23 protein-coding genes, 1 other RNA gene and 1 pseudogene are annotated in these 21148 nt (G+C 64.9%); 8 read left to right on the forward strand and 17 right to left on the reverse strand.

The features are described from left to right. Nucleotides 1-10 precede the first annotated feature (10 nt). The 6 genes from AB3L03_RS19885 to AB3L03_RS19910 form a co-directional block, all read right to left on the reverse strand. Nucleotides 11-430 carry an HIT domain-containing protein gene (locus AB3L03_RS19885; RefSeq protein ID WP_018453010.1) on the reverse strand — a complete coding sequence of 140 codons (420 nt, stop codon included), beginning with the start codon at nucleotides 428-430 and terminating at the stop codon, nucleotides 11-13. 267 nt (nucleotides 431-697) lie between these two features. After that, nucleotides 698-1825 carry a muconate cycloisomerase family protein gene (locus AB3L03_RS19890; RefSeq protein ID WP_368506909.1) on the reverse strand — a complete coding sequence of 376 codons (1128 nt, stop codon included), beginning with the start codon at nucleotides 1823-1825 and terminating at the stop codon, nucleotides 698-700. After that, nucleotides 1822-2577 (reverse strand): SDR family NAD(P)-dependent oxidoreductase, encoded by a 756-nt coding sequence (locus AB3L03_RS19895; RefSeq protein ID WP_368506910.1) that lies wholly within the window; start codon nucleotides 2575-2577, stop codon nucleotides 1822-1824. Before AB3L03_RS19895 ends, AB3L03_RS19890 begins: the two co-directional genes overlap by 4 nt. Continuing rightward, the gene (locus AB3L03_RS19900) at nucleotides 2577-3374 is read right to left on the reverse strand and encodes an amino acid ABC transporter ATP-binding protein (RefSeq protein WP_085351590.1); all 798 of its coding nucleotides are present in this window, start codon (nucleotides 3372-3374) and stop codon (nucleotides 2577-2579) included. Before AB3L03_RS19900 ends, AB3L03_RS19895 begins: the two co-directional genes overlap by 1 nt. After that, nucleotides 3371-4033, reverse strand: a complete 663-nt coding sequence (locus AB3L03_RS19905; protein ID WP_368506911.1) for an amino acid ABC transporter permease — start codon at nucleotides 4031-4033, stop codon at nucleotides 3371-3373. Before AB3L03_RS19905 ends, AB3L03_RS19900 begins: the two co-directional genes overlap by 4 nt. A gap of 124 nt (nucleotides 4034-4157) precedes the next feature. Then, the gene (locus AB3L03_RS19910; RefSeq protein ID WP_204512757.1) at nucleotides 4158-5003 is read right to left on the reverse strand and encodes a transporter substrate-binding domain-containing protein; all 846 of its coding nucleotides are present in this window, start codon (nucleotides 5001-5003) and stop codon (nucleotides 4158-4160) included. A 193-nt stretch (nucleotides 5004-5196) separates the two neighbouring features. On the opposite strand from AB3L03_RS19910, the gene ffs reads away from it, so the two are divergent. The 5 genes from ffs to AB3L03_RS19935 all read left to right on the forward strand — a co-directional run bounded on the left by ffs (nucleotide 5197) and on the right by AB3L03_RS19935 (nucleotide 8709). Further along, nucleotides 5197-5293, forward strand: an RNA gene (gene ffs, locus AB3L03_RS19915) — signal recognition particle sRNA small type. A gap of 95 nt (nucleotides 5294-5388) precedes the next feature. After that, a complete protein-coding gene (locus AB3L03_RS19920; RefSeq protein ID WP_247820943.1) occupies nucleotides 5389-7206 on the forward strand; it encodes a DNA polymerase III subunit gamma/tau in 1818 nt (605 codons plus the stop codon). A 105-nt stretch (nucleotides 7207-7311) separates the two neighbouring features. After that, on the forward strand, nucleotides 7312-7641 hold the full coding sequence (locus tag AB3L03_RS19925) for a YbaB/EbfC family nucleoid-associated protein (protein ID WP_007597704.1): 330 nt from the start codon (nucleotides 7312-7314) through the stop codon (nucleotides 7639-7641). A gap of 1 nt (nucleotide 7642) precedes the next feature. Then, nucleotides 7643-8245: a recombination mediator RecR gene (recR, locus tag AB3L03_RS19930; protein ID WP_368506912.1), complete on the forward strand. Its 603-nt coding sequence runs from the start codon at nucleotides 7643-7645 to the stop codon at nucleotides 8243-8245. A gap of 26 nt (nucleotides 8246-8271) precedes the next feature. Continuing rightward, a complete protein-coding gene (locus tag AB3L03_RS19935) occupies nucleotides 8272-8709 on the forward strand; it encodes a hypothetical protein (RefSeq protein ID WP_007597700.1) in 438 nt (145 codons plus the stop codon). A gap of 139 nt (nucleotides 8710-8848) precedes the next feature. Here AB3L03_RS19935 and AB3L03_RS19940 read toward each other — a convergent pair whose 3' ends face one another. From AB3L03_RS19940 to AB3L03_RS19950, 3 genes and pseudogenes are all read right to left on the reverse strand, one after another. Beyond that, nucleotides 8849-10213: an MFS transporter gene (locus tag AB3L03_RS19940; protein WP_018453019.1), complete on the reverse strand. Its 1365-nt coding sequence runs from the start codon at nucleotides 10211-10213 to the stop codon at nucleotides 8849-8851. 86 nt (nucleotides 10214-10299) lie between these two features. Then, nucleotides 10300-10601, reverse strand: a pseudogene (locus AB3L03_RS19945) (GIY-YIG nuclease family protein). A 62-nt stretch (nucleotides 10602-10663) separates the two neighbouring features. Beyond that, complete coding sequence (locus tag AB3L03_RS19950) at nucleotides 10664-11863, reverse strand: DNA recombination protein RmuC (RefSeq protein ID WP_018453022.1); 1200 nt, start codon at nucleotides 11861-11863, stop codon at nucleotides 10664-10666. Between the two features lie 171 nt (nucleotides 11864-12034). Between AB3L03_RS19950 and def the strand changes: the two genes are divergently transcribed. The 3 genes from def (at nucleotide 12035) to truA (ending at nucleotide 14353) form a co-directional block, all read left to right on the forward strand. Further along, nucleotides 12035-12559, forward strand: coding sequence for a peptide deformylase (gene def, locus AB3L03_RS19955; RefSeq protein ID WP_007597693.1), 525 nt, complete (start codon nucleotides 12035-12037; stop codon nucleotides 12557-12559). Between the two features lie 12 nt (nucleotides 12560-12571). Continuing rightward, nucleotides 12572-13495, forward strand: coding sequence for a methionyl-tRNA formyltransferase (gene fmt, locus AB3L03_RS19960; RefSeq protein WP_018453023.1), 924 nt, complete (start codon nucleotides 12572-12574; stop codon nucleotides 13493-13495). A 120-nt stretch (nucleotides 13496-13615) separates the two neighbouring features. After that, nucleotides 13616-14353, forward strand: coding sequence for a tRNA pseudouridine(38-40) synthase TruA (gene truA, locus AB3L03_RS19965; protein ID WP_026232440.1), 738 nt, complete (start codon nucleotides 13616-13618; stop codon nucleotides 14351-14353). A 164-nt stretch (nucleotides 14354-14517) separates the two neighbouring features. Here truA and dapE read toward each other — a convergent pair whose 3' ends face one another. The 8 genes from dapE to AB3L03_RS20005 form a co-directional block, all read right to left on the reverse strand. Continuing rightward, nucleotides 14518-15684, reverse strand: coding sequence for a succinyl-diaminopimelate desuccinylase (gene dapE, locus AB3L03_RS19970; protein WP_018453025.1), 1167 nt, complete (start codon nucleotides 15682-15684; stop codon nucleotides 14518-14520). Beyond that, nucleotides 15681-16331, reverse strand: a complete 651-nt coding sequence (locus AB3L03_RS19975; protein ID WP_018453026.1) for a DUF805 domain-containing protein — start codon at nucleotides 16329-16331, stop codon at nucleotides 15681-15683. Before AB3L03_RS19975 ends, dapE begins: the two co-directional genes overlap by 4 nt. 102 nt (nucleotides 16332-16433) lie before the next feature. Continuing rightward, nucleotides 16434-17279, reverse strand: coding sequence for a 2,3,4,5-tetrahydropyridine-2,6-dicarboxylate N-succinyltransferase (dapD, locus tag AB3L03_RS19980; protein ID WP_085351667.1), 846 nt, complete (start codon nucleotides 17277-17279; stop codon nucleotides 16434-16436). A gap of 296 nt (nucleotides 17280-17575) precedes the next feature. After that, on the reverse strand, nucleotides 17576-17860 hold the full coding sequence (locus AB3L03_RS19985; RefSeq protein ID WP_368506913.1) for a hypothetical protein: 285 nt from the start codon (nucleotides 17858-17860) through the stop codon (nucleotides 17576-17578). A gap of 4 nt (nucleotides 17861-17864) precedes the next feature. Further along, nucleotides 17865-18224, reverse strand: a complete 360-nt coding sequence (locus AB3L03_RS19990; protein ID WP_094183287.1) for a carboxymuconolactone decarboxylase family protein — start codon at nucleotides 18222-18224, stop codon at nucleotides 17865-17867. Between the two features lie 109 nt (nucleotides 18225-18333). Next, nucleotides 18334-19239, reverse strand: coding sequence for a LysR family transcriptional regulator (locus AB3L03_RS19995; protein ID WP_085351584.1), 906 nt, complete (start codon nucleotides 19237-19239; stop codon nucleotides 18334-18336). Nucleotides 19240-19264: 25 nt separating this feature from the next. Beyond that, nucleotides 19265-19957 (reverse strand): pyrimidine 5'-nucleotidase, encoded by a 693-nt coding sequence (locus AB3L03_RS20000; protein WP_085351583.1) that lies wholly within the window; start codon nucleotides 19955-19957, stop codon nucleotides 19265-19267. 202 nt (nucleotides 19958-20159) lie between these two features. Then, the gene (locus tag AB3L03_RS20005; RefSeq protein WP_368506914.1) at nucleotides 20160-21146 is read right to left on the reverse strand and encodes a DUF1036 domain-containing protein; all 987 of its coding nucleotides are present in this window, start codon (nucleotides 21144-21146) and stop codon (nucleotides 20160-20162) included. Between the last annotated feature and the right edge of the window lie 2 nt (nucleotides 21147-21148).

A 21148-nucleotide genomic window follows, 5' to 3' on the forward strand; every position in this document is an offset into this window, starting at 1 on the left:
TCTTGTTCTTTCAACCCAACCAGATCTTGCGGCGAAGCGCGCTGATGAAACTCTGCACCTCTGTGGCGTCGTGCGCCAAGGGCTGCATCACGCCCCAGACCGGCCGCGGCCAGGCGGCGTCACTGGTGCGGCGCGCGATGATGTGGACGTGAAGCTGCGGCACGAGGTTGCCGAGTGCCGCGATGTTGAGCTTGTCGCATTGGGTGATCTCCTTCAGCGCGCGCGAGACGCGGGAGATCTCGGTCATCAACTGCGCCTGCTGCACCTCGTCGAGGTCGATGATCTCCACTGCATCGGCGCGTCGCGGCACCAGCAGCAGCCAGGGATAATGCGCGTCCTTGATGACCAAGACCTTGCACAGCGGCAAATCGCCGATGTCGATAGTGTCCTCTTTCAGGCGGGAGTGCAGCGACCAGGCGGGTTCGGACATGAAGGTTTCCGGATGGCCCGACGGGATCGGGCATGGCGGGGCGGAACCCCTGAATATTTGCTGCGACCATACGATACGGAATCTGATTGGGGAAGGATGGCGCTCCGCAGAGGCGGCATACGCGATCGTCGTCCTGGACAAGCGCAGCGCCGATCCAGGACCCATTACCATCGGATTGGGTTTGGCGAAGATTCGGGGTTACCGACTTCGTGCCGCAACTTCTCTTTGGGGTAATAGGTCCTGGCCTTCGCCAGGACGACTATGAGGCTACCCCTCCGCAAGCACCCGCGCATTGGCGCGGACCGAGGCTTCGCTGACGCGGATGCCGAGGCCGGGGCCGTCGGGCACGACGACGTGGCCGCCGCGATTGGCGACGCGCTCTTCCAGCACGTCCTCGGTCAGCACGTGGTGCGGCATGTAGAATTCGCAACCGAGCGAGATGCCCGGCGTCGCGGCGATCAGCTGCGTGCCGGCGGCAAGCCCGATGCCGCCCTCCCACAGCGTGCCGCCATAGCCGGGCAGGCCCGCGATGTCGGCGATAGCCATGATCGCCTGCGCCTCGAACAGGCCGCCGGCCTTCATCAGCTTGATCGAGACGGCATCTGCCGCCTCGCGGCGCACCACCTCCATCATGTCGCGGCGGTCGAAGCAGCTTTCGTCGGCCAGCACCGGCGTTTCCAGCGCTGCGGTGAGCTGCGCCATCACGTCGAGATATTTGCGCGGCACCGGCTGTTCGATGAAGGTCGGCGCGAACTGCTCGACGTCGCGCAGGATCTTGATGGCGCCGAACGGCGCCAGCGCCTGGTTGTAATCGACGCGTAGATCGACCTTGTCCCCGAATTCTTTGCGGATCGCCGCGAGATGATCGAGATCGTCGCGATGCGGCTTCACTCCGGTCTTGATCTTGTAGATCAAATTGCCGTCCGGAACCATCTTCCGCATGCGTTCGAGGTCGGCGGCGAAATCCGGATCGGCGATCGAGAACGACAGCGGGATCGTGTCGCGTACGCGGCCGCCGAGCAGGTCGGCGACCGAAAGCCCCGACGACTTGCCGACGATGTCGAGCAACGCCATTTCGATCGCGACCTTGGCTTCGGCATGCCCGACCAGCGCGCGATCCAGCTCGGCCATCAGCGCGCGGATGCGCCGCACCGGCTTGCCGAGCACGACTGGCCGCAAATAGATGTCGAGCGCGGAGAAAGCCGCTTCCGGCGTTCCCGTGAACACTTCCCACGGTGCCGCCTCGCCCCAGCCGATCACACCATCGTTCGACGTCAGCTCGAGCAGCACGCGCTTCACCGTGCCCTTGACGTTGCCGACGCCCTGGAGGCGCGCCATCTTGATCGGGCTCTCGATCAGGAACAGCCTGATGCGTTCGACGGTTGCCTCGGTCATGTCAGGCCTCCATTGACGTGCCAGACCTGGCCGGTGACATAGGACGCTTTGGGGGACGCCAGGAAGGCGATGATCTCGGCCACTTCCTCCGGCCGCCCGCGGCGGTTCATCGGGATCAGCGCCTCGGTCGCTGCGATCTGTTCGGGTGAAAGCCGGCTTTCGCTGGGCTTGTCCTTGACGATGAGGCCCGGCGCGACGGCGTTGACGGTGATGCCCTCCCTGGCGAGCTCGACTGCGGTGAGCCGCACCAGCGCTTCGAGCGCGGAGCGGCTCGCGGCCGTCGCTGCAAAGGGCGCGAACTCCGGCCGGATCGCGTGAGCGACGAACGACGACACCGCCACGATCCGCAGATCTCGCCCTGCACGCAGCAGCGGCAGCGCGGCGTCCACCAACCGTGTGAACGCCAGCGCCGATTCGTCCATTGCCTTGCGGAACTGATCCGCCGGCGTACCGATGGCGCTGCCGCGCCGGGCATGGCCGCCGATCAGGATCAATCCGTCGAGCCGGCCGAAGGCACGTTGCGTAGCGGCGACGGCGTCGGTGGCCGCGGTCTCCTCGGCGAGATCGCCGAGGCATTTTGCGACGATCGCGCCTTGCGCTTCGGCTTCCGCCGCCGTGGCGTCGAGGCCGGCTGCGTTGGAGCGCGTGTGCAGCAGCAGCGCAGTGCCGGGCCCCGCGAGCAGTTTTGCGGTGGCGCGGCCGATGCCGCTGGCGGCGCCGGTGACGAGATAGATGCGATCGATTTCGGACATCACGATGCCGTTGTAACCGGCGGCAGCGCGCCGGTGCGGTGGAAATGGCTGAGGAACGCGCGCGTCGCTCCTTCCTGCGGATTGTCGATCACCTGTCGCGCCGGGCCTTCCTCGACCACGACGCCGTCGCGCATGAAGATCAGACGGTCGGCGACTTCGCGGGCAAAGGCGATCTCGTGGGTGACGATCACCATGGTCATGCCCTCCGACGCCAGCTGCTGCATGACGTTCAAGACCTCGCCGACAAGCTCGGGATCGAGCGCGGAGGTGACCTCGTCGAACAGCATCACGTCCGGCTCCATGGCGAGCGCCCGCGCAATCGCGACGCGCTGCTTCTGTCCGCCGGAGAGCGTTGCCGGATATTGGTCGGCCTTCTCTGCAAGGCCCACCTTCGCGAGTTGGGCCCGCGCCAGCTTCTCGGCGTCCGCCTTGGCCATGCGCCGCACCGTGACCGGTCCCTCCATCACGTTCTGCAGCGTCGTCATGTGCGGGAACAGATTAAAATGCTGGAACACCATGCCGGTGGTGGTACGGAATTTGGCCAGCGTCTTCACATCGGGGAGCTTCGTACCCTCGCCGAACGAAAAGCGGGTGTCGCCGACGCGAACGCTGCCGCCGTCGGGCGTCACCAGGAGGTTGATGCAGCGGAGCAGCGTCGACTTGCCGGAGCCGGACGGGCCGATCAGCGCCACGACGCCGCCCTTCGCGACATCCAGGCTGATGCTCTTCAAAACCTCGTTGCTGCCAAAGCTTTTGCGCAGCGCCCGGATCTCGATCTTGGAAGAGGTGTCGCTCATTCGCCGACCGCCAGTCGCTTCTCGCCGCGCCGGACCATGATGGTCAGGGGGATCAGGATCGCCGCATAGGCGACCGCGACGGCGGTGTAGGTTTCCAGCGGACGGTAGCTGTCATGGGCGGCGACCTGGCTCTGATAGACCAGATCAGGCACCGCCAGCACCGAGACCAGCGAGGTGTTCTTGAACTGGATGATCGACTGGTTCATCAGCGCCGGGATCATGCGCTTGATCGCCTGCGGCAGCACGATGCGCCGCATGTTCTGTCCCGGGGTCATACCGAGCGCGGCACCGGCTTCGGACTGGCCGCGGTCGATCGAGATGATGCCGCCGCGGATGATCTCCGAATAGAACGAGCCGCCATAGAGCGACAGCGCCAGCGCGGACGCCGTGATTGGGGTCATCTCGACACCCGCCAGGATCGGCAGCGCGTAATAGAACCAGATCAGCTGCACCAGGATCGGCGTGCAGCGGAACGCCTCGATGAAGGTGAGCGCGAGCAGGCGCACCGCGCGAAAGCGCGACAGGGTGCCGAACGCGCCGAACAGGCCGAAGACGAGGCCAAGCACGACGATGACCACGGTGAAGCCTACGGTGACGCCGAGCCCGTTGAGAAAGAGCCAGCGATAGCTCCAGAGGATGCCGAAGTCCCACTGATACATGCGTGTGTTACTCGTCGAACGCCTTGACCGCCGGCATTGTCGTCCGGGGCGATGCGAAGCATCGAGCCCGGAATCTCGAGATTCCGGGTTCGCCCTTTGGGCGCCCCGGAATGACAGTGGAAGACTACAGCGAAACGCCCGGCGGAATGTCCGCCTCGGTCACGCCCACCAGCTCCATGTTGGTGATGATGGCGTTGCGAATGAAGCCGAGGCCTTTGTTGAAGTCGATCCAGGTGTTGACGTAGTCGCGCCAGGTCTTGTCGGTCTCGCGGCGGAAGCCGGCGTTCGACGTGGTAGCAAAGATCGGCGTCGGCAGCACGAACTGGCCCAGCGAGGGATTTTTCTTCAGCACCGTGAGCGACAGCATGGTGATCAGGCACTGCGCGTCGACGCGGCCGGTCTGGAGCGCGGCGGTGGCGTCGTCGGCGGTCTTCAGCCGCGAGATCTGCGCCTTCGGCGTCAGGCGGCTCACGACCTGGTCGTGCGAGGAGCCCTGGTCGACCGCGATCTTGACGTCGGGCGAGTTCAGCTCGGCCCAGCTCTTCGGCTTGAAGTCCTTCTTGCAGAGGATGCCGAAGGCGTTGTTGAAGACCGGCACCGAGAAGTCGACCACCAGCGCGCGCTTCGGGGTCGGGTTGAGGCCGAAGAAGATGTCGATCTTGTTGGACTGGAGGTCGAGCACCGAATTGCCCCAGGTGGTCTCGGTGATCTCGAGCTCGGCCTCCATGTCCTCGGCGAGCGCCTTGGCGATGTCGACGTAAAAGCCTTTCCACTGGCCGGTCGAAAGATCCTTCATGTAATAGGGCGCGCCGCCGCCGACCGCGCCGATCCGCATCTTCTTGGTGCGGCGGATGCGGGCGAAGGTCGATTCGTTGGTATCGGCGGTCTGCGCCACGGCAGGGGAGGCCAGCGTCGCCGCGCCAATCGCGCCAAGTCCGACAATCGATGCAACATCACGACGTGTAACCATTGGGATCAATCGCTTTTCTGTTGGAAGAAGTTCCGGCAGCGTTCTTACCAAGGCGCCTCCGGCAGTGAAAGCACAGCCTATCGGCTGGGCAGACCAGGAATTGCCCGGATGCTGGGCAAGCCACCATGAAGCCGCGCCTGTTCAAGCCGATACCCGCTTGCTTTCCGGTCCTTTTGGCCCCAAATAGGGGCCGGGAGATTGGCGGTGGACGAGCCACTCGCCAACCGGGTCAGGTCCGGAAGGAAGCAGCCCTAACGAGGTCCGGATCGGGTCGCTCGTCAGTCTCCTACCTGTTTTTTCCGAGCGAATTGCGCCGGCGGCTCGGGCCGCCAGCGCGCTCCTTTCCGCAAAGCCGGCCGAAAGACACTTCATTGCGGATCGACCGATGACCGACGCTGGCGCCCCTCCCAACCCTGAAAGCGCCGGCCGGGCCAGCACGCCCTACCGGGTGCTGGCGCGGAAATACCGTCCTTCCTCATTCGACGATCTGATCGGCCAGGAAGCCGTGGTCCGCACCGTCTCAAATGCATTCGAGACCGGTCGCATTCCGCAGGCCTGGATCCTCACCGGCGTCCGCGGGGTCGGCAAGACCACCACTGCGCGCATCCTTGCCCGCGCGCTCAACTACGAGATGCCGGATGGCTCGGTGAAGGGCCCGACGGTCCAGATGCCGACGCTCGGCGTGCATTGCCAGGCCATCATGGAAAGCCGGCACATGGACGTGCTGGAGATGGACGCGGCCTCGCACACCGGCGTCGACGACGTCCGTCAGATCAATGACAGCGTCCGCTACGCGCCGGCCAGCGCCCGCTACAAGGTCTACATCATCGACGAAGTCCACATGCTGTCGACGGCGGCGTTCAACGCCTTCCTGAAGACGCTGGAGGAACCGCCGGAGCACGCCAAGTTCGTGTTCGCAACGACCGAGATCCGCAAGGTTCCGGTCACGGTGCTGTCGCGCTGCCAGCGTTTTGACCTGCGCCGCGTCGAGGCCGACGTGCTGATGAAGCATCTGGCCAACATCGCGGCCAAGGAAAACGTCGAGATCGAGCCCGAAGCACTAGGTATCATCGCGCGCGCCGCGGAAGGCTCGGTGCGCGATTCGCTCTCGCTGCTCGATCAGGCGATCGCGCATGCGGCAGGCACCGTGAAGGCCGATGCCGTCAGGCAGATGCTGGGGCTCGCCGACCGCACCCGTGTCATCGATCTTTTCGATTCTCTGGCGCGTGGCGACATCGCGTCCGCGTTTAGGGAGTTCCGCGACCAGTACGACGTCGGCGCCGATCCGATCGTCGTGCTCTCGGATCTCGCCGAATTCGTCAATTTCGTCACCCGCGTGAAGATCGTGCCGGCGACCGCCGACAACGTCGCCTATGGCGAGACCGAGCGCGTGCGCGCGCGGGATTTCGCCTCGAAGATCTCGATGCGCGTGCTGTCGCGGATGTGGCAGATGCTGCTCAAGGGCATCACCGAGGTGCAGGCCGCGACGCGGCCCGCCGCAGCCGCCGAGATGGTGCTGGTGCGCATCGCCTATGTCGCCGACCTGCCGACGCCTGACGAAGCGATCAAGATGCTGGAGCAGAACGGCGGTGGTTCGCCGGTCGTGAGCGGCGGCAGTGCCGCGCGCAACGCGCCGGCCGGGCCGGTGGCGTCCGCGGCTCCCGTTCGCATGCCGAATTCGTCACCGTCCTCGTTCGGCGGCGGTGGTGCTCGTCCGCAGATGGCAACACCCGCGCCGGATCCGCAAGCTGCCACGCCCGTGTTGCGCGTCACGAGCTTCACCCAGCTCGTTGCCCTGGCCGGGCAGAAGCGCGACCTCCTGACCAAGGGCGCGCTCGAAGGCGACATGCGCCTCGTTCGTTTCGAGGAGGGCCGGCTGGAAGTCGCGCTCGAGCCGAACGCCTCCAAGACCATGATTTCCGATCTCGCGCGAAAATTCGAGCTCTGGACCGGGCGCCGCTGGACCGTGATCGTCTCCAACGAGCCGGGCCAGCCGACGCTGCGCTCGGTAAGCCAGGCGGCCAAGCAGGAACATGCGCGCACCGCCGAGGCCGATCCGCGCGTGCGCGAGGTGCTGTCGCGGTTTCCGGGTGCGAAGGTCGTCGAGGTCCGCAGGCTTGCCCCCGAGGCGCCGGAATCCGATATTAACGCCGACTATGGCAGTGACGATCCGCCCGACGGTTCCGACGGCGACGATCTCTAGAGCATGATCCGGAAAAAGCGTGCAGCGCTTTTCCGACTGGATCACGCTCAAAACAATCAGCGAAGGCGCGACGATGAGTCATCGCGCCAACCAAGGACAGCACCGATGGTCGATATTTTCGGCATGATGAAGCAGGCGCAGCAGCTGCAATCCAAGATGCAGGAGATGCAGGACCAGCTCGCCAACGTCGAGGTCGAGGGCATCTCCGGCGGCGGTCTCGTCGCCGTGCGCATGACCGCGAAGATGGACGTCAAGGGCGTCAAGATCGATCCTTCGCTGATGAAGGCGGAAGAGCGCGAGGTGCTCGAGGATCTGCTCGTCACCGCCTTCGGCGAGGCCCGCCGCAAGGCGGAAGCCGCCATGCAGGAGAAGATGCAGTCGCTCACCGGCGGGCTCGGTCTGCCGCCGGGGCTGTCGGGGCTGTTCGGCCAGTAGGATGGGCGCTGTTGCGGGTCCTGAAATCGAGCGGCTGGTCCAGCTTCTCGCGCGGCTGCCGGGCCTCGGTCCGCGCTCGGCGCGGCGCGCCGCGTTGCATCTGATCAAGAAGCGCGAAGCGCTGATGATACCGCTGTCCTCGGCCATGCAGGTCGCGCTCGAGAAGGTCCAGGTCTGCAAGACCTGCGGCAACATCGACACGCAAAGTCCCTGCACGGTCTGCACCGATCCGAGGCGCGACCCCTCGATCATCGTCGTCGTCGCCGACGTTGCCGATCTCTGGGCGCTGGAACGGGCCAATGCCACTCAAGGGCGCTATCACGTGCTGGGTGCGACATTGTCGCCGCTCGACGGCGTCGGCCCGCAGGACCTCACCATCGAGGCGCTGGTCGCGCGCGCGCATGAGGCACAGGTGCATGAGGTCATCCTGGCGCTGAATGCCACCGTCGACGGCCAGACCACGGCACATTACATCACCGACCTGCTTCAGGACGCCAAAGTAAAAGTAACCCGGCTCGCCCATGGTGTGCCGGTCGGCGGCGAGCTTGATTATCTCGATGAAGGTACGCTATCGGCCGCGATGCGGCAGCGCACCCTGTTCTAGCCATCCAGACTTACGGAACGGACGACATGACGAAACTTTTCGCCACACGATGGGCTTTGGTCGCGACGCTGACGATGCTGGCGACGCCGGCCATCTCCGCGCAACAGGACGACGGGGCTCCGCCGCCGTCGAAGCCCGGCAAGCCGATCAATGCCGGGGAGGTGCTGTCGGGCGAGCTGAACACGATGAAAGTGCGCGACGTCAAGAACGTCGGCAAGCGGGTTGCGACCTACCAGATCACCTCCGAGCCGCGCCGGCTGCCGCCGCCGAGCGGGCTGTGCAATCTCGAGACCGGACCCGAAACCTTCCAGCTCGTTCCCAGCGGCGATGCGCAGGCCGCACAGCTGAAGACGTTCGCCGGCAAGGAGATCTCGGTCAAGGTCGACGAGATCGCCTGCGCCAGCGATCCCGGCCAGATGAGCGAGGCCGTGATCACGAAATGGAGCCTGATCAAAAAGCAGTAGGGGGCGCCCCGTTTGCCCGCCACACATATAAGCGCATCTGTTTTTCGTCATGCCCGGGCTCGTCCCGGGCATCCACGTTCTTGGCGCCGCGTAGCAAGGCGTGGATGGCCGGGACAAGCCCGGCCATGACGACGTTGCGTTAAACCCGCACCGGCCCCAGCGCATCAAAATGCCCGCGCTTCTGCAACCAGGCCAGCAGCACCAGGCTCGGGATCGCCACCAGCATGCAGATCACGAAGAACAGCGGCCAGCCGGTGGTATCAGCCACGAAGCCGGCGCCTGACGAGAGATAGGTCCGCCCCACTGCGGCAAGCGCGGTGAGCAGCGCATATTGCGTCGCCGTGTGCAGCGGGTTCTGGCAGAGCGCCGAAAGATAGGCGACGAAGATCACCGTGCCGATGGCGCTGGTGAAGTTCTCACAGGTGATGGCGAAGGCGAGCGCCCATTGGCTGGTGCCGACGAAGGCCAGCCAGGAGAAGGAGAGGTTCGCGAGCGCCTGCACCACGCCGCCGATCCAGAGGCTGGTCGCGAGCGAATAGCGCCGCGCGACGAAGCCGCCGGCAAAGCCGCCGATCAGAGTCGCAGCAAGGCCCACGCCCTTCACGATCGCCGCATAGTCGTTGCGGGAGAAGCCGAGGTCGATCACGAACGGCGCGGTCATCGTGCCGGAGAAGGCGTCGGTGAACTTGAACAGCACGACGAAGGCGAGTGCCGCAAGCGCGTCCTTGCGCGTCAGGAATTCCGAGAAGGCACCGATTGCCGCGTGCAGCACGCGCGCGAGCGCGGTCTGCGTCTGCGTCGCGGCTTCCGCCCGCAATGACTGCTCGGGCTCGGTCGCGACCAGCGCCGTGATCGTCCCGATCAGGACCATCGCCGCCATCACCACATAGCCCCACATCCAGGCGGACGTGCGGGTGATGCCGGTGCTCTCGAAGCCGGAGACGATGAACAGCGCGCCGGCGGTCGAGACCAGCATGCCGATGCGATAGGCCGCGACATAGGACGCCATGCCGGCGGCCTGCTCGCTCTCCGGCAGGCTCTCGACGCGGAAGGCGTCGACCACGATGTCCTGCGTCGACGAGGCCGTCGCCACCAGCAATGCGCCGAGCGCGACGTAGAACGGCGAGCGCGCGGGATCGGTCAGCGCCAGCAGCAGGATGGCTGCGATCAGCAGCAATTGCGAGAACAGCAGCCAGCCGCGGCGCCGCCCGAAGGCGCGCGTGAACAGCGGCACATGCATCGCATCGACCAGCGGCGCCCAAAGGAATTTCAGCGTGTAGGGCGTGCCGACCAGCGCAAACAGCCCGATGGTCTTGAGATCGACGCCGGATTCCCGCATCCACACCAGCAGCGTCGAGCCCGACAGCGCCAGCGGCAGCCCGGACGAGAAACCGAGGAACAGCACGATCAGCACCCGCGGCTGCAGGTAAACGGCAAGGCTGTCACGCCAGGAGGTGGGGGCCGTGCCGGGGCCGGCAGGGGACGTCGCGTCGGGTGCGGTCATGGGGTGGTGTTAGCAGATTCTGAGAGCCACAAGTGAGGTGTCGTCGCCCGGCTTGACCGGGCGACCCAGTATTCCAGAGGCCGGAGTTATGGAGGGCCCGCGATCTCCGCATAGAGATCGTTCCAATCGGGATTATCCTTCTCGATCAGCGCAATCTTCCAGGCGCGCGTCCATTTTTCAGGCGCTTCTCGCGTTTTATCGCATTCTCGGGATCATCGAATTGCTCGAAATAGACTAGCTTCACAACGCCCTATTCCTTCGTGAAGCTCTCGACTAACTACAATTTGTGTTCGGCCACGCGGCGGATGAGATCGTTCGTTACGCCAATGTAGAGCGTGTCGCCCATCTTGCTGGCGAGAATGTACACGTAGTAGCAGCGCCCGCCCATCTGCCGTCTCTGGGATACTGGGTCGCCCGGTCAAGCCGGGCGACGACAGTGTGTTCTATATTCTACTCCCCCGCCTGGAGCTTCCTCGGGAACAACTCGGCAGCGCCGGTGGCCACGAGATGCGGGGCTTCGGGCGCATCGCTCTTGCTGAAATCGAGCTCTTCGATCCGCCCCGCGCGCTTCTCGATCTTGTCGGCGGAGATCAGGATCTGGCGGACGTCTTCGTTCGCGTCGGCAAAGTGCTTCTGCAATTTCAGCACGCGATCGCGCAGGCGGCCGAGGTCGTCGCCGAGCTTGATCACCTCGGTCTGGATCTGGTCGGCGGCATCGCGCATGCGCGCGTCCTTCATGATCTGCTGCATCACCTGGATTGCGAGCATCAAAAGCGACGGCGACACCAGCACGACGCGGGCGCGATACGCCTTCTGGATCACGTCGTCGAAACCGTCGTGGATCTCGGCGTAGACCGATTCCGACGGCACGAACATCAACGCCATTTCCTGGGTCTCGCCGGCGACGAGATATTTTTCGGCGATGTCGCTGACATGCTTCATCACGTCACCGCGCAGCCGCTGCGTGGCGATGCGCTTTTCCTCGTCGGTGCGCGCATCATGCAGCGCGGTCATCGCCTCCAGCGGAAATTTCGCGTCGATGCAGAGCGGACGCTGGTCGGGCAGGAACACGACGCAGTCCGGACGCTTGCCGGTCGAGAGCGTGAACTGGAACTCGTAGGCGCCCTTCGGCAGACCGTCCTGGACGATCGCTTCCATCCGCGCCTGACCGAAGGCGCCGCGCGACTGCTTGTTGGCGAGCACGTCGCGCAGGGTCGTCACCTGCGTGGTGAGGTCGGTGAGGTTCTTGTGCGCGCTGTCGATGATGCCGAGCCGCTCGTGCAGCGCGTGCAGGCTCTCCATGGTGTTGCGGGTCGAGTGCTCCATGGACTGGCCGACGCGGTGGGTCACCGAATCCAGCCGCTCGTTGACCGCGCGCGCCATGTCGGCCTGGCGGCCGGCCAGCGTCTGGGTCATGGCGTCGACTCGCCCCGAAGCCTCGCTCTGGGCGTGCAGCATCTGGCTGATGCGCTCCTCGAGCTCGTCGGCGCGGATGGCGTTGGCCATCGCGAGTTCCGCGCCGCGCCGCCCTGACCGCGCGATCACGACGGCAATCACGAGCAGCAGAATAAGGACCAGGGCGCCGAAGCCGATCAGCGCGTCCACGGTGCGCACCGGCCAGTCGCCAAGCATGAAAATGATCTCGTTCATGCCCCTGCTTCTAGCCGATTCGCTTCGAGACACGAACGAATAGCGAACATTTATGGTAAATGCTCTGTTAATTTTTATGGTTAACGAAACCTGAAGTTTTATGGTTAGCGGAGGGTTAACGGGGTTCCCGGCCGCATTGACCGCATCGAACGCGCGGCTTAAATCGCGGCCATGGCCCTCAGAGAAATCATCATCCTGCCCGACAAGCAGCTGCGTCTGGTCTCCAAGCCGATCGAGAAGGTCACGCCGGAGATCCGCAAGCTTGCCGACGACATGTTCGAGACCATGTACGACGCGCCCGGCATCGGGCTCGCGGCGATCCAGATCGCGCAGCCGTTGCGGCTGATCACCATGGACCTCGCCAAGCCCGACCAGGACGGCGAGACCAAGCCCGAGCCGCGCGTCTTCATCAATCCGGAAATCATCGCCTCTTCGGAGGACCTGTCGGTCTACGAGGAAGGCTGCCTGTCGATCCCCGAATATTACGAGGAGGTCGAGCGCCCTGCGAAGGTGCGGGTGCGCTACACCGATCTCGACGGCAAGGTGCACGAGGAGGACGCCGAAGGCCTCTACGCCACCTGCATCCAGCACGAGATCGACCATCTCAACGGCGTGCTGTTCGTCGACTATCTGTCAAAGCTCAAGCGCGACCGCGTGCTGAAGAAGTTCGAGAAAGCCGCCAAGCGCGCGGAGTGAGGTTCTCTGTCGATGCCCCTCCGCCTGATCTTCATGGGCACGCCCGATTTCTCCGTGCCGACGCTGCTCGAGCTCGTCGCGCATGGCCACGAGATCGCGGCCGTGTACACGCGCGCGCCGAAGCCCGGCGGACGGCGCGGGCTGCAATTGCAGCCGACCCCGGTGGAAGAGGCCGCGCGAAAGCTCGGTGTGCCCGTGCTGACGCCGAAGACTTTGAAAACGCCGGAGGCGCTGGAAGAGTTTCGCGCCTTTGACGCCGATGCGGCCGTCGTCGTCGCCTATGGCATGATCCTGCCGCAGGCGATCCTCGATGCGCCAAAGCTCGGCTGCTACAACCTGCACGCCTCGCTGCTGCCACGCTGGCGCGGTGCCGCTCCCATCAACCGCGCGATCATGGCCGGCGATGCCGAGAGCGGCGTGATGGTGATGAAGATGGATGTTGGCCTCGACACCGGCGACGTCGCTATGGCGGAACGGCTCGCGATCACGGACAACATGACCGCGCTCGATCTGCACGATCGTCTGTCGCGGCTCGGTGCCGATCTGATGGTGCGCGCCATGGCCGCGCTGGCGCGCGGCGGGCTTCAGCTGAAGCAGCAGAGCGAGGACGGCGTCACCTATGCCGCCAAGATCGACAAGGCCGAGGCGCGGATCGACTGGACCAGGCCCGCGCGCGAGGTGCTGCGCCATATCCACGGCCTGTCGCCGTTTCCCGGCGCCTGGGCCGAACTTGAGAATGCGCGGGTCAAGATCCTGCGCTGCGAGCTGGCGAAAGGCACGGGCGCACCCGGCGAGGTGCTCGACGATCACCTCACCATCGCCTGCGGCGAGGGTGCAATCCGTCTGATCGAGCTCCAGCGCGAAGGCAAGGCACGCATGCAGGCCGCGGACTTCCTGCGCGGCGTGCCGTTGAAGACCGGCGCCAAATTCACCTGACGCTGTCATACCCTGCGAAGGCGGGGTATCCAGTACGCCGAGGCTTCTCGGTCGAACGGATAGGCTGCGGAGTACTGGATTGCCCGGTCGAGCCGGGCGATGACAGCGAAACTGGACAAGATGCCCCGCTACAAGCTCACCATCGAATATGACGGCGCGCCGTTCTTCGGCTGGCAGGTGCAGGAGACGCTGCCCTCGGTGCAGGGCGCGTTGGAGGCCGCTGTGAAGGCGATGACCGGCGCGGATGCGCGCGTCCATGGTGCCGGCCGCACCGATGCCGGCGTGCATGCGCGCGGCCAGGTCGCGCATGTCGATGTCGGCAAGCAGTTTCCGCCGGGCCGTTTTCGCGACGGCTTGAATGCGCATCTGCGCCCGCATCCTGTCGCGGTGCTCGAAGCGGATATCGTGCCTGATAGTTTCGAGGCGCGCTTTTCAGCCATCAAGCGCCACTACCGCTACCGTATCGTCAACACTCGCGCCAATCTCGCACTCGATGCCGGCCACGCCTGGCGCGTGCCGCGCCGGCTCGACGCCGATGCGATGCATGCGGCGGCACAACGCCTGCTCGGCAAGCACGATTTCACCACCTTCCGCGACACCGAGTGCCAGGCCAGGTCGCCGGAGAAGACGCTCGATCAGCTCGACGTGCTGCGCGACGGGCGCGAGATCACCATAGTCACCTCGGCGCGCTCATTCCTGCACAGCCAGGTGCGTTCGATGGTGGGGTCGCTGATGTGGGTCGGCGAAGGCCGCTGGACCGCCGATGATCTCTCCGCAGCGCTCGCCGCACGCAACCGCGCCGCCTGCGGCATCGTCGCCCCGCCGGACGGGCTGTATCTGATGCAGGTGGATTACTGATGGGATGAGGGCGCGTACTCTCGCTACATCCCCCCACTGTCATGCCCCGGCTTGACCGGGGCATCCAGTAGCCGTGGCCTCTCGGCTCAGTCACTGTCGTCTCTGGAATACTGGATCGCCCAATCAAGTCGGGCGATGACAGCGGAGTGGGCAGGCGGAAGAGCCTACCCAAAATACCTCGCCAAAATCCCGCGATACACCTTGGTCAACCGCTCCAGGTCCCTGACCGGCACGCGTTCGTCGATTTGGTGCATGGTCTGGCCGACCAGGCCGAATTCGATCACCGGGCAATAGCTTGAGATGAAGCGCGCGTCCGAGGTGCCGCCTGAGGTCGACAGCTCCGGCTTGCGGCCCGTCACTTCTTCGATCGCGGACACCGCGAGATCGGTGAACGGGCCGGGCTTGGTCACGAACACGTTCGAGTTCGAGGGCTCCCAGACGATGCGGGCGCGAATGCGGTTGCCGCAGGCTTTTGTCAGCCGCATCTCGACCAGCTCGCGCAGGCTCGCCTGAGTGTGGTTGTCGTTGTAGCGGATGTTGAATTTTGCGCGCGCTTGTCCCGGGATGACGTTGTTGGCGGTGTTGCCGACGTCGACCGAGGTGAATTCGAGGTTGGAGGCCTGGAACTGCGCGCTACCATGGTCGAGCGGCTCGTCCGAGATGGCCACGATCAGCCGCGCGATATCAGGCACCGGATTGGCGGCGCGGTGCGGATAGGCGACATGGCCCTGCACGCCGTCGACATACAGCGTGCCGGATTGCGAGCCGCGGCGGCCGACCTTGATGGTGTCGCCGAGGGTCTCGACATTGGAGGGCTCGCCGAGCACGCAATGGTCGAATTTTTCGCCGCGCTCGGCCGCCCACTGCAGCAGCTTGATGGTGCCATTGATGGAGACGTCTTCCTCGTCGCCGGTGATCAGGAAGGAGATCGAACCTTTGCCGTCGCTGCGCGGCTTGCCGTCGTTCGCGGCCAGATGCTCCAGCACCGCGGCGACCGAACAGGCGATGCCGCCTTTCATGTCGACCGCGCCGCGGCCGTGCAGAAAGCCGTCCTTCACCTCGCCCGAGAACGCGCCGACGCTCCAGGCGCTCTCGTCGCCCGGCGGTACCACGTCGGTGTGGCCGGCAAAGGTGATGTGCGGCCCGTCAGTGCCGATCCGCGCAAAGAGATTGTCGACGTCGGCGGTGCCGGGCTCGCTGAAAGTCACGCGGTGGCATGTGAAGCCTGCCGCATTGAGGGCTTTTTCGAGCACGCCCAGTGCACCGGCATCGGCGGGGGTTACCGAGGGGCAGCGGATGAGATCGCGGGCAATCGAGAGAGCATCGGTCATGCGCCCCGCTTAACATGCATGCCGCCGGGTGGGCTAGCACTGGGCGGGACAAATTCGATCTCGCTCTGCTGGTCCCAGCTTTTCGTCGAAGGTGCGGGCGCGGAGCCATCTTCAAGGACGGCCAGTGGATCGGGGCCGAACCGGTTGTCGCCCGAGGTGCCGGGCACAATGAACATTTCCACGAGGCCCCAAAACCACGGAATGTGCACGGCCCAGGCGACGGCAAGAACCCAGTTTGAATTGGTGGGCAGCAGGTCCGAGAACTGGTCGAACAACGCAGGCACGACGAAGAACGGAACCAGCCACCAGCCGCTCCGGTCGCGATCGTGCAGCCGCTTGGTCGCGGTTGCGAGATAGATCCACAGGAATAGCAAAGTGCCGAACACTTTGAGGATGAGGGTCGCGCGATCGGCCGTAGCCAGCTGACGATAGGCCCTGGGATCGACCACGTTGAAGATGTCGTCGACACCGAAATCGAAGTCGACCTTGAAGTTGAAGGCGAAAGTTGCCGCCCCGTTCAGCACCTTGATGGCCTGGTCGATCATCCCGAGCATGCACGCCAGCATCATGACGAGCAGCAGCGCCTGCCACAGCAGCGCGCGGTTGATGCGGCCGTCGAAGCGGAAGAGATACCAGATCCAGTCCATTCCAAAGGCTCCGGGCGGGAAAGGTCGCCCGGATGTTGGTCGCGATGGGGGGAGGGCGGGTTCGATGGACCCTCGGTGTCGTACGGCAGCTGGTGCCGCGAATCAATCCCGCAGCAGCTCGTTGATGCTGGTTTTGGAGCGCGTGCGCTCGTCGACGCGCTTGACGATGACGGCGCAGGCGGTGCTCGGGCCGATCTGGCCGTTCTTCATGGGCTTGCCGGGCAGCGCGCCGGGAACGACGACCGAATATTCCGGCACCTCGCCGATGAAGATCTCGCCGGTCTCGCGATCGACGATCTTGGTCGACGCCCCCAGGAACACGCCCATCGACAGCACCGCGCCCTTGCGCACGATCACGCCCTCGGCGACCTCGGAGCGCGCGCCGATAAAGCAATCGTCCTCGATGATCACGGGCTCGGCCTGCAGCGGCTCGAGCACGCCGCCGATGCCGACGCCGCCGGAGATGTGCACGCGCTTGCCGATCTGCGCGCAGGAGCCGACGGTCGACCAGGTGTCGATCATGGTGGATTCATCGACGTAGGCGCCGAGATTGACGAAGGACGGCATCAGCACGACGTTGCGGGCGATGAAGGCGGAGCGGCGCACGATGGAGCCGGGGACGGCGCGGAAACCGGCATCGCGAAAGCGGTTCTCGCCCCAGCCGTCGAACTTCGAGGGCACCTTGTCCCACCAGGCCGCCTTGCCGGGGCCACCGGGAATGGCGCCCATGTCGTTGAGGCGGAACGAGAGCAGCACCGCCTTCTTCAGCCATTGATTGACCTTCCACTTGCCGTCGGCCCCGCGCTCGGCAACGCGGGCCTCACCCTTGTCCAGAATCTCCAGCGCGTGATCCACGGCCTCGCGGACCTCGCCCCTGGTCGAGGTCGAGACGCCGTCGCGCGCCTCGAAGGCGCCGTTGATGGTGGATTCGAGGACGGACAGGGACATTTGGCGATCCTTGAGCAGCATTTGCGGGGAATTTGGATCGCTTTTTCGGGACTTGGAGCGAGAGAGTCAAGAACGCAGTCGGCCATGTCCCGGCGCGTTCGGACGCGCCCGGGACATGGCCGGCGGCTATTTTGATGTGCCCGCGAGATCGGTGCCGTTCACGATACCCTCGCAGAGGCCGGCGAGCTCATTTCCGAGTTCGGTCAATGCCGGTGAACGGTAGCGCGCGAAGGCCATAGCCGGATCAAGCCATCGCAGTTCGGCTTGACCGTCTGGAAAGCCGATCACGGCGAACTTCAGGGGGCCTCGAGCAGCGCCGCGCTATCGGCGGTCAGCAGCCGCGACATCAGGCGTGGGTGGAAAAACAGGACCTGACGCGCGGGGCCGATGGCGAAGCCGCCACGACTGAGCAGCATTTGCGGGTCGATCTCGTGCAGGATCCAGAGGTCTGCCGCAATGATTCCCTGCTTCAAGCGGGTGACCACCTCTTCGACGGTCAGCGAAGAGGAGACCGACCGTTGAAACGAGCTTGCGGCCGAACCGCATCCGGAGAAGGCCACAGGTTGCGGTGTTTGCGTCATCGGATCAGCCTTCGCCCGGCTTCGGTGCCCGGCTCGAATCGAACGCTTCGAGCGTCCGTGCCGAGTAGACCAACGACGCCCCCGCACCGATCGCAATCGCCACGCCGAGGGCCTCGGCGAGCTCCTCACGGCTCGCGCCGAAACGTGCGGCGGCGGCGGCGTGAACCGCAATACACCCGTCGCAGCGGGCGGTCACGGCCGCCGCCAGCGCGATCAACTCGCGCGTCTTTCCGTCCAGCTTTCCTGTCTGGGGGCCAGCCGCGCCAAGTTCGCGATAGCCCTTCAGCGTCGCCGGGCTTAGGGCACCAATGTCGCCGATCCGCGCCAGCAAGTCGCTCCGATAGGCGCTCCAATCCATCATCATTGTCTCTCTCCTCGAACGGCGGGTTGTTGCCGAGCTCGAGAGATAGACGTGCAGTCTCGCGGGAGCCATCAGCTATGGGCGTATGGCCGCTATACAGCTTGCCGAAGCGTCAGGCGAATTGACGGAATTCTCCCGCGATGAAGTCCACCACGGCGCGAACCCGCCGGACCTTGCCGGTGTCGCGATGAAATCCCAGCCACAGCTCGCGGCTCGGGACGGGCGCCGGCGTCTTGATCGAACGAAGCGCGGGATAGGCCGAGGCCAGCCGAGTCGGCAAGCAAACCAGCCCCGCGCCGGCGGCGGCCGCAGCGGCCTGACCATCGCGGCTATTGCTGCAGAATCCAACATGTGCCTGCGGCAAATAGCGACGCAGCCACTTCGTCTCCGCAACACTTTCGGCGAGCGCCGCGTTCATCGTAATGAGCGCAGCGTCGGCGCCACCGTCCGAAAAATCGGGCGGTCCCTTTGCCTTGAGATAGGCAGCAGCAGCATAAAGCTCGAACGGAATGCTGCCGATCTTCCGCTGCATCAGTCCGTCCTGCTGGAAGCGCCCGAAGCGCAGGGCGACATCTATCTCCCGCCGCGTGAGGCTCAAGGCCTCGGCGTCAGTAACCAGCTCGACGGTGACGGTCGGATGCGCCGCGCAGAACTTCGCCAGCAAAGGCGAGAGGATCCGTGCCCCGAGCCATTCGGGCGAGGTCACGCGCACCGTTCCGGTCAGTCCAGCGCTGCTGCCGACTGCGATCCGCTGCGCCGCCAGTGCTGCGTCCTCCATCCTCTCGGCATAATCGAGAATCTGCCGTCCGGTGTCGGAGAGCCGAAGGCCGGACGGAAGGCGGTCGAACAGGATCGCACCGAGCTTGCTTTCGAACAGTTCGAGGCGCCGGCTCATTGTCGGTTGCGTGGTGCCCAGCTTTCGTGCGGCACCCGAGAGGCTTTTTTCGCGAGCCAGGTGCAGGAAGTAGCGCAGGTCTTCCCATTCGATCGCAGCCAAGTCTGTCGGCTTCTGAGGCACGGTCGCTCCTGCGTTGCTGCGGGGGTCAGCCGATCGCGAGCGACTGCAGAAACCCAGTCAGATCGTCGGTGACGTGGTCGACATGGGCCGCATCACGGCCCGCCAGTTCCCAATCTTCACGCACCACTTGCTTGGTGCCGTCCGGCACCACGAGTATCGTGGTCATGCCGAGTTCGTGCGGAACGGTGAGGTTGCGGGCGAGGTCCTCGAACATCGCTGCGCGGGTCGGATCGACCGAATGGTCGGCGAGAAACTTCCGGTAGGTCTGCGGCGCCGGCTTCGGCTCGAATTCGGCGGCGATGATGTCGAACACGCCGTCGAAATGCGTGGCAAAGCCGAGTCGCGCCAGCACCGCATCGACATGATCGACCGAGCCGTTGGTCAGGATCAGCTTTCGTCCCGGCAGTTTTGCAATGGCCTCGCCCAGCGCCGGGTTCGGCTCCAGCGGGGAATGGTCGATCTTGTGGACATAGGCGAGATAGTCGTCGGCGCGTACACCATGCAGGGTCATCATGCCACGCATGGTGGTGCCGAAGCGCTGGTAATAATCCTTCTGGATCTTGCGCGCTTCCACCGGTGTCAGATTGAGCCAGTTGCAAACGAACTCGGTGATCCGCGCATCGACCTGCTGCCACAGATTGACGTGGTGCGGATAGAGCGTGTTGTCGAGGTCGAACACCCAGGTGTCGATATGGGCAAAGGCGCGGGAGGAGGTCATTTTCACTCTCTATCCGTTGACCGCGGCGGCGCCCCACCCTCAATCGTCGTCCTGGCGAAAGCCAGGACCCATACGCCGTGACCGATCATTGGGGCACTGCGGTCGTCGTTCTTCGCCAAACCCAATCCTGGGGTAATGGGTCCTGGCTTTCGCCAGGACGACAGCGGCGTGCGTGGCACCGGTACCGTCACAACAGCACCCGTCACGGCATTGCAAACCGCAGCGTCTTGCCGCCGCTCGACATGTCCACCGCGCTAAAGCCCGTGGCCGCGAAACCGCGCGCGCCGCAGTCGGTCTGCTCGTTGGTCTCGAACTTGGTCTCGCGCGTGCAAAGCTGCTTGTCGCCGCCCCAGTTCAGCGGCTTGTCCTTCAGCTTGACGATTCGGTTATCGGCGTCGATGGCTTCCGCGAAGCTGAATATCTGCTTCGGCTGGCCGCTCACATCAGGGTGCAGGCAGGTCTTGGGGTCGATGCGATACCAGCCGCGGCTCGTCACCGATTTGCCGTCGTCGGTGGCGACCGCCGCCATCACCTTGTGCGCGGTGTCGTTGCACCAGGTGAGGCCTGTCGCAGACGGCGTCTGCACGGCATCGACCATGGTCTTGAAGAAGTTCGGCGACGACAGGATGTCGGACGACAATCCGCGGCTCTTCAGGAAAGCGGCCAGCGCGCCTTGCGTCTTCGGCCCGTCGACGCCGTCGATCGGCGCGGCGTCGTAACCTGCGATCACCAAAAGCCGCTGGATGCCGGCGAGGCGGGCCTGCTCGTCGTCATACTCGGAGTCCTCGGCGAGATAGGCGACGAAATTGCCGTCCGCGCCTTGGGTCGGGGTGATCTGGGTGAAGGCGGCTTGGGTCTGGCCGCTGCGGCACTGCCGCGCTGCCGCGATGACGAAATTGTCCTGCGCGACGCACAGCGTGTCGCTGCCGTTCTGCGGGATCGGGGATGCGCCGTAGACGCCGAGCGCGCGGGCGTTGAGCAGGATGCGGTCGGCGGAGAGCGTGCCCTGCACCACCACGCGGCAGGTGGCGGGGTCGATCCTGAACCAGCCGCGCGTCGCGGTCGCCGCCTTGTCGTCGATGCCGATCGCGGCCTCGACGACATAGGACATGCGGTTGCAGATTTTCAGGTCGGCGAAGGCCAGTGCGGAGGAGAACACGAACGAGATGGCTGCGGCAGGGAGCGTCATCA

It is taken from the genome of Bradyrhizobium lupini (assembly GCF_040939785.1).
Classification (GTDB): domain Bacteria; phylum Pseudomonadota; class Alphaproteobacteria; order Rhizobiales; family Xanthobacteraceae; genus Bradyrhizobium; species Bradyrhizobium canariense_D.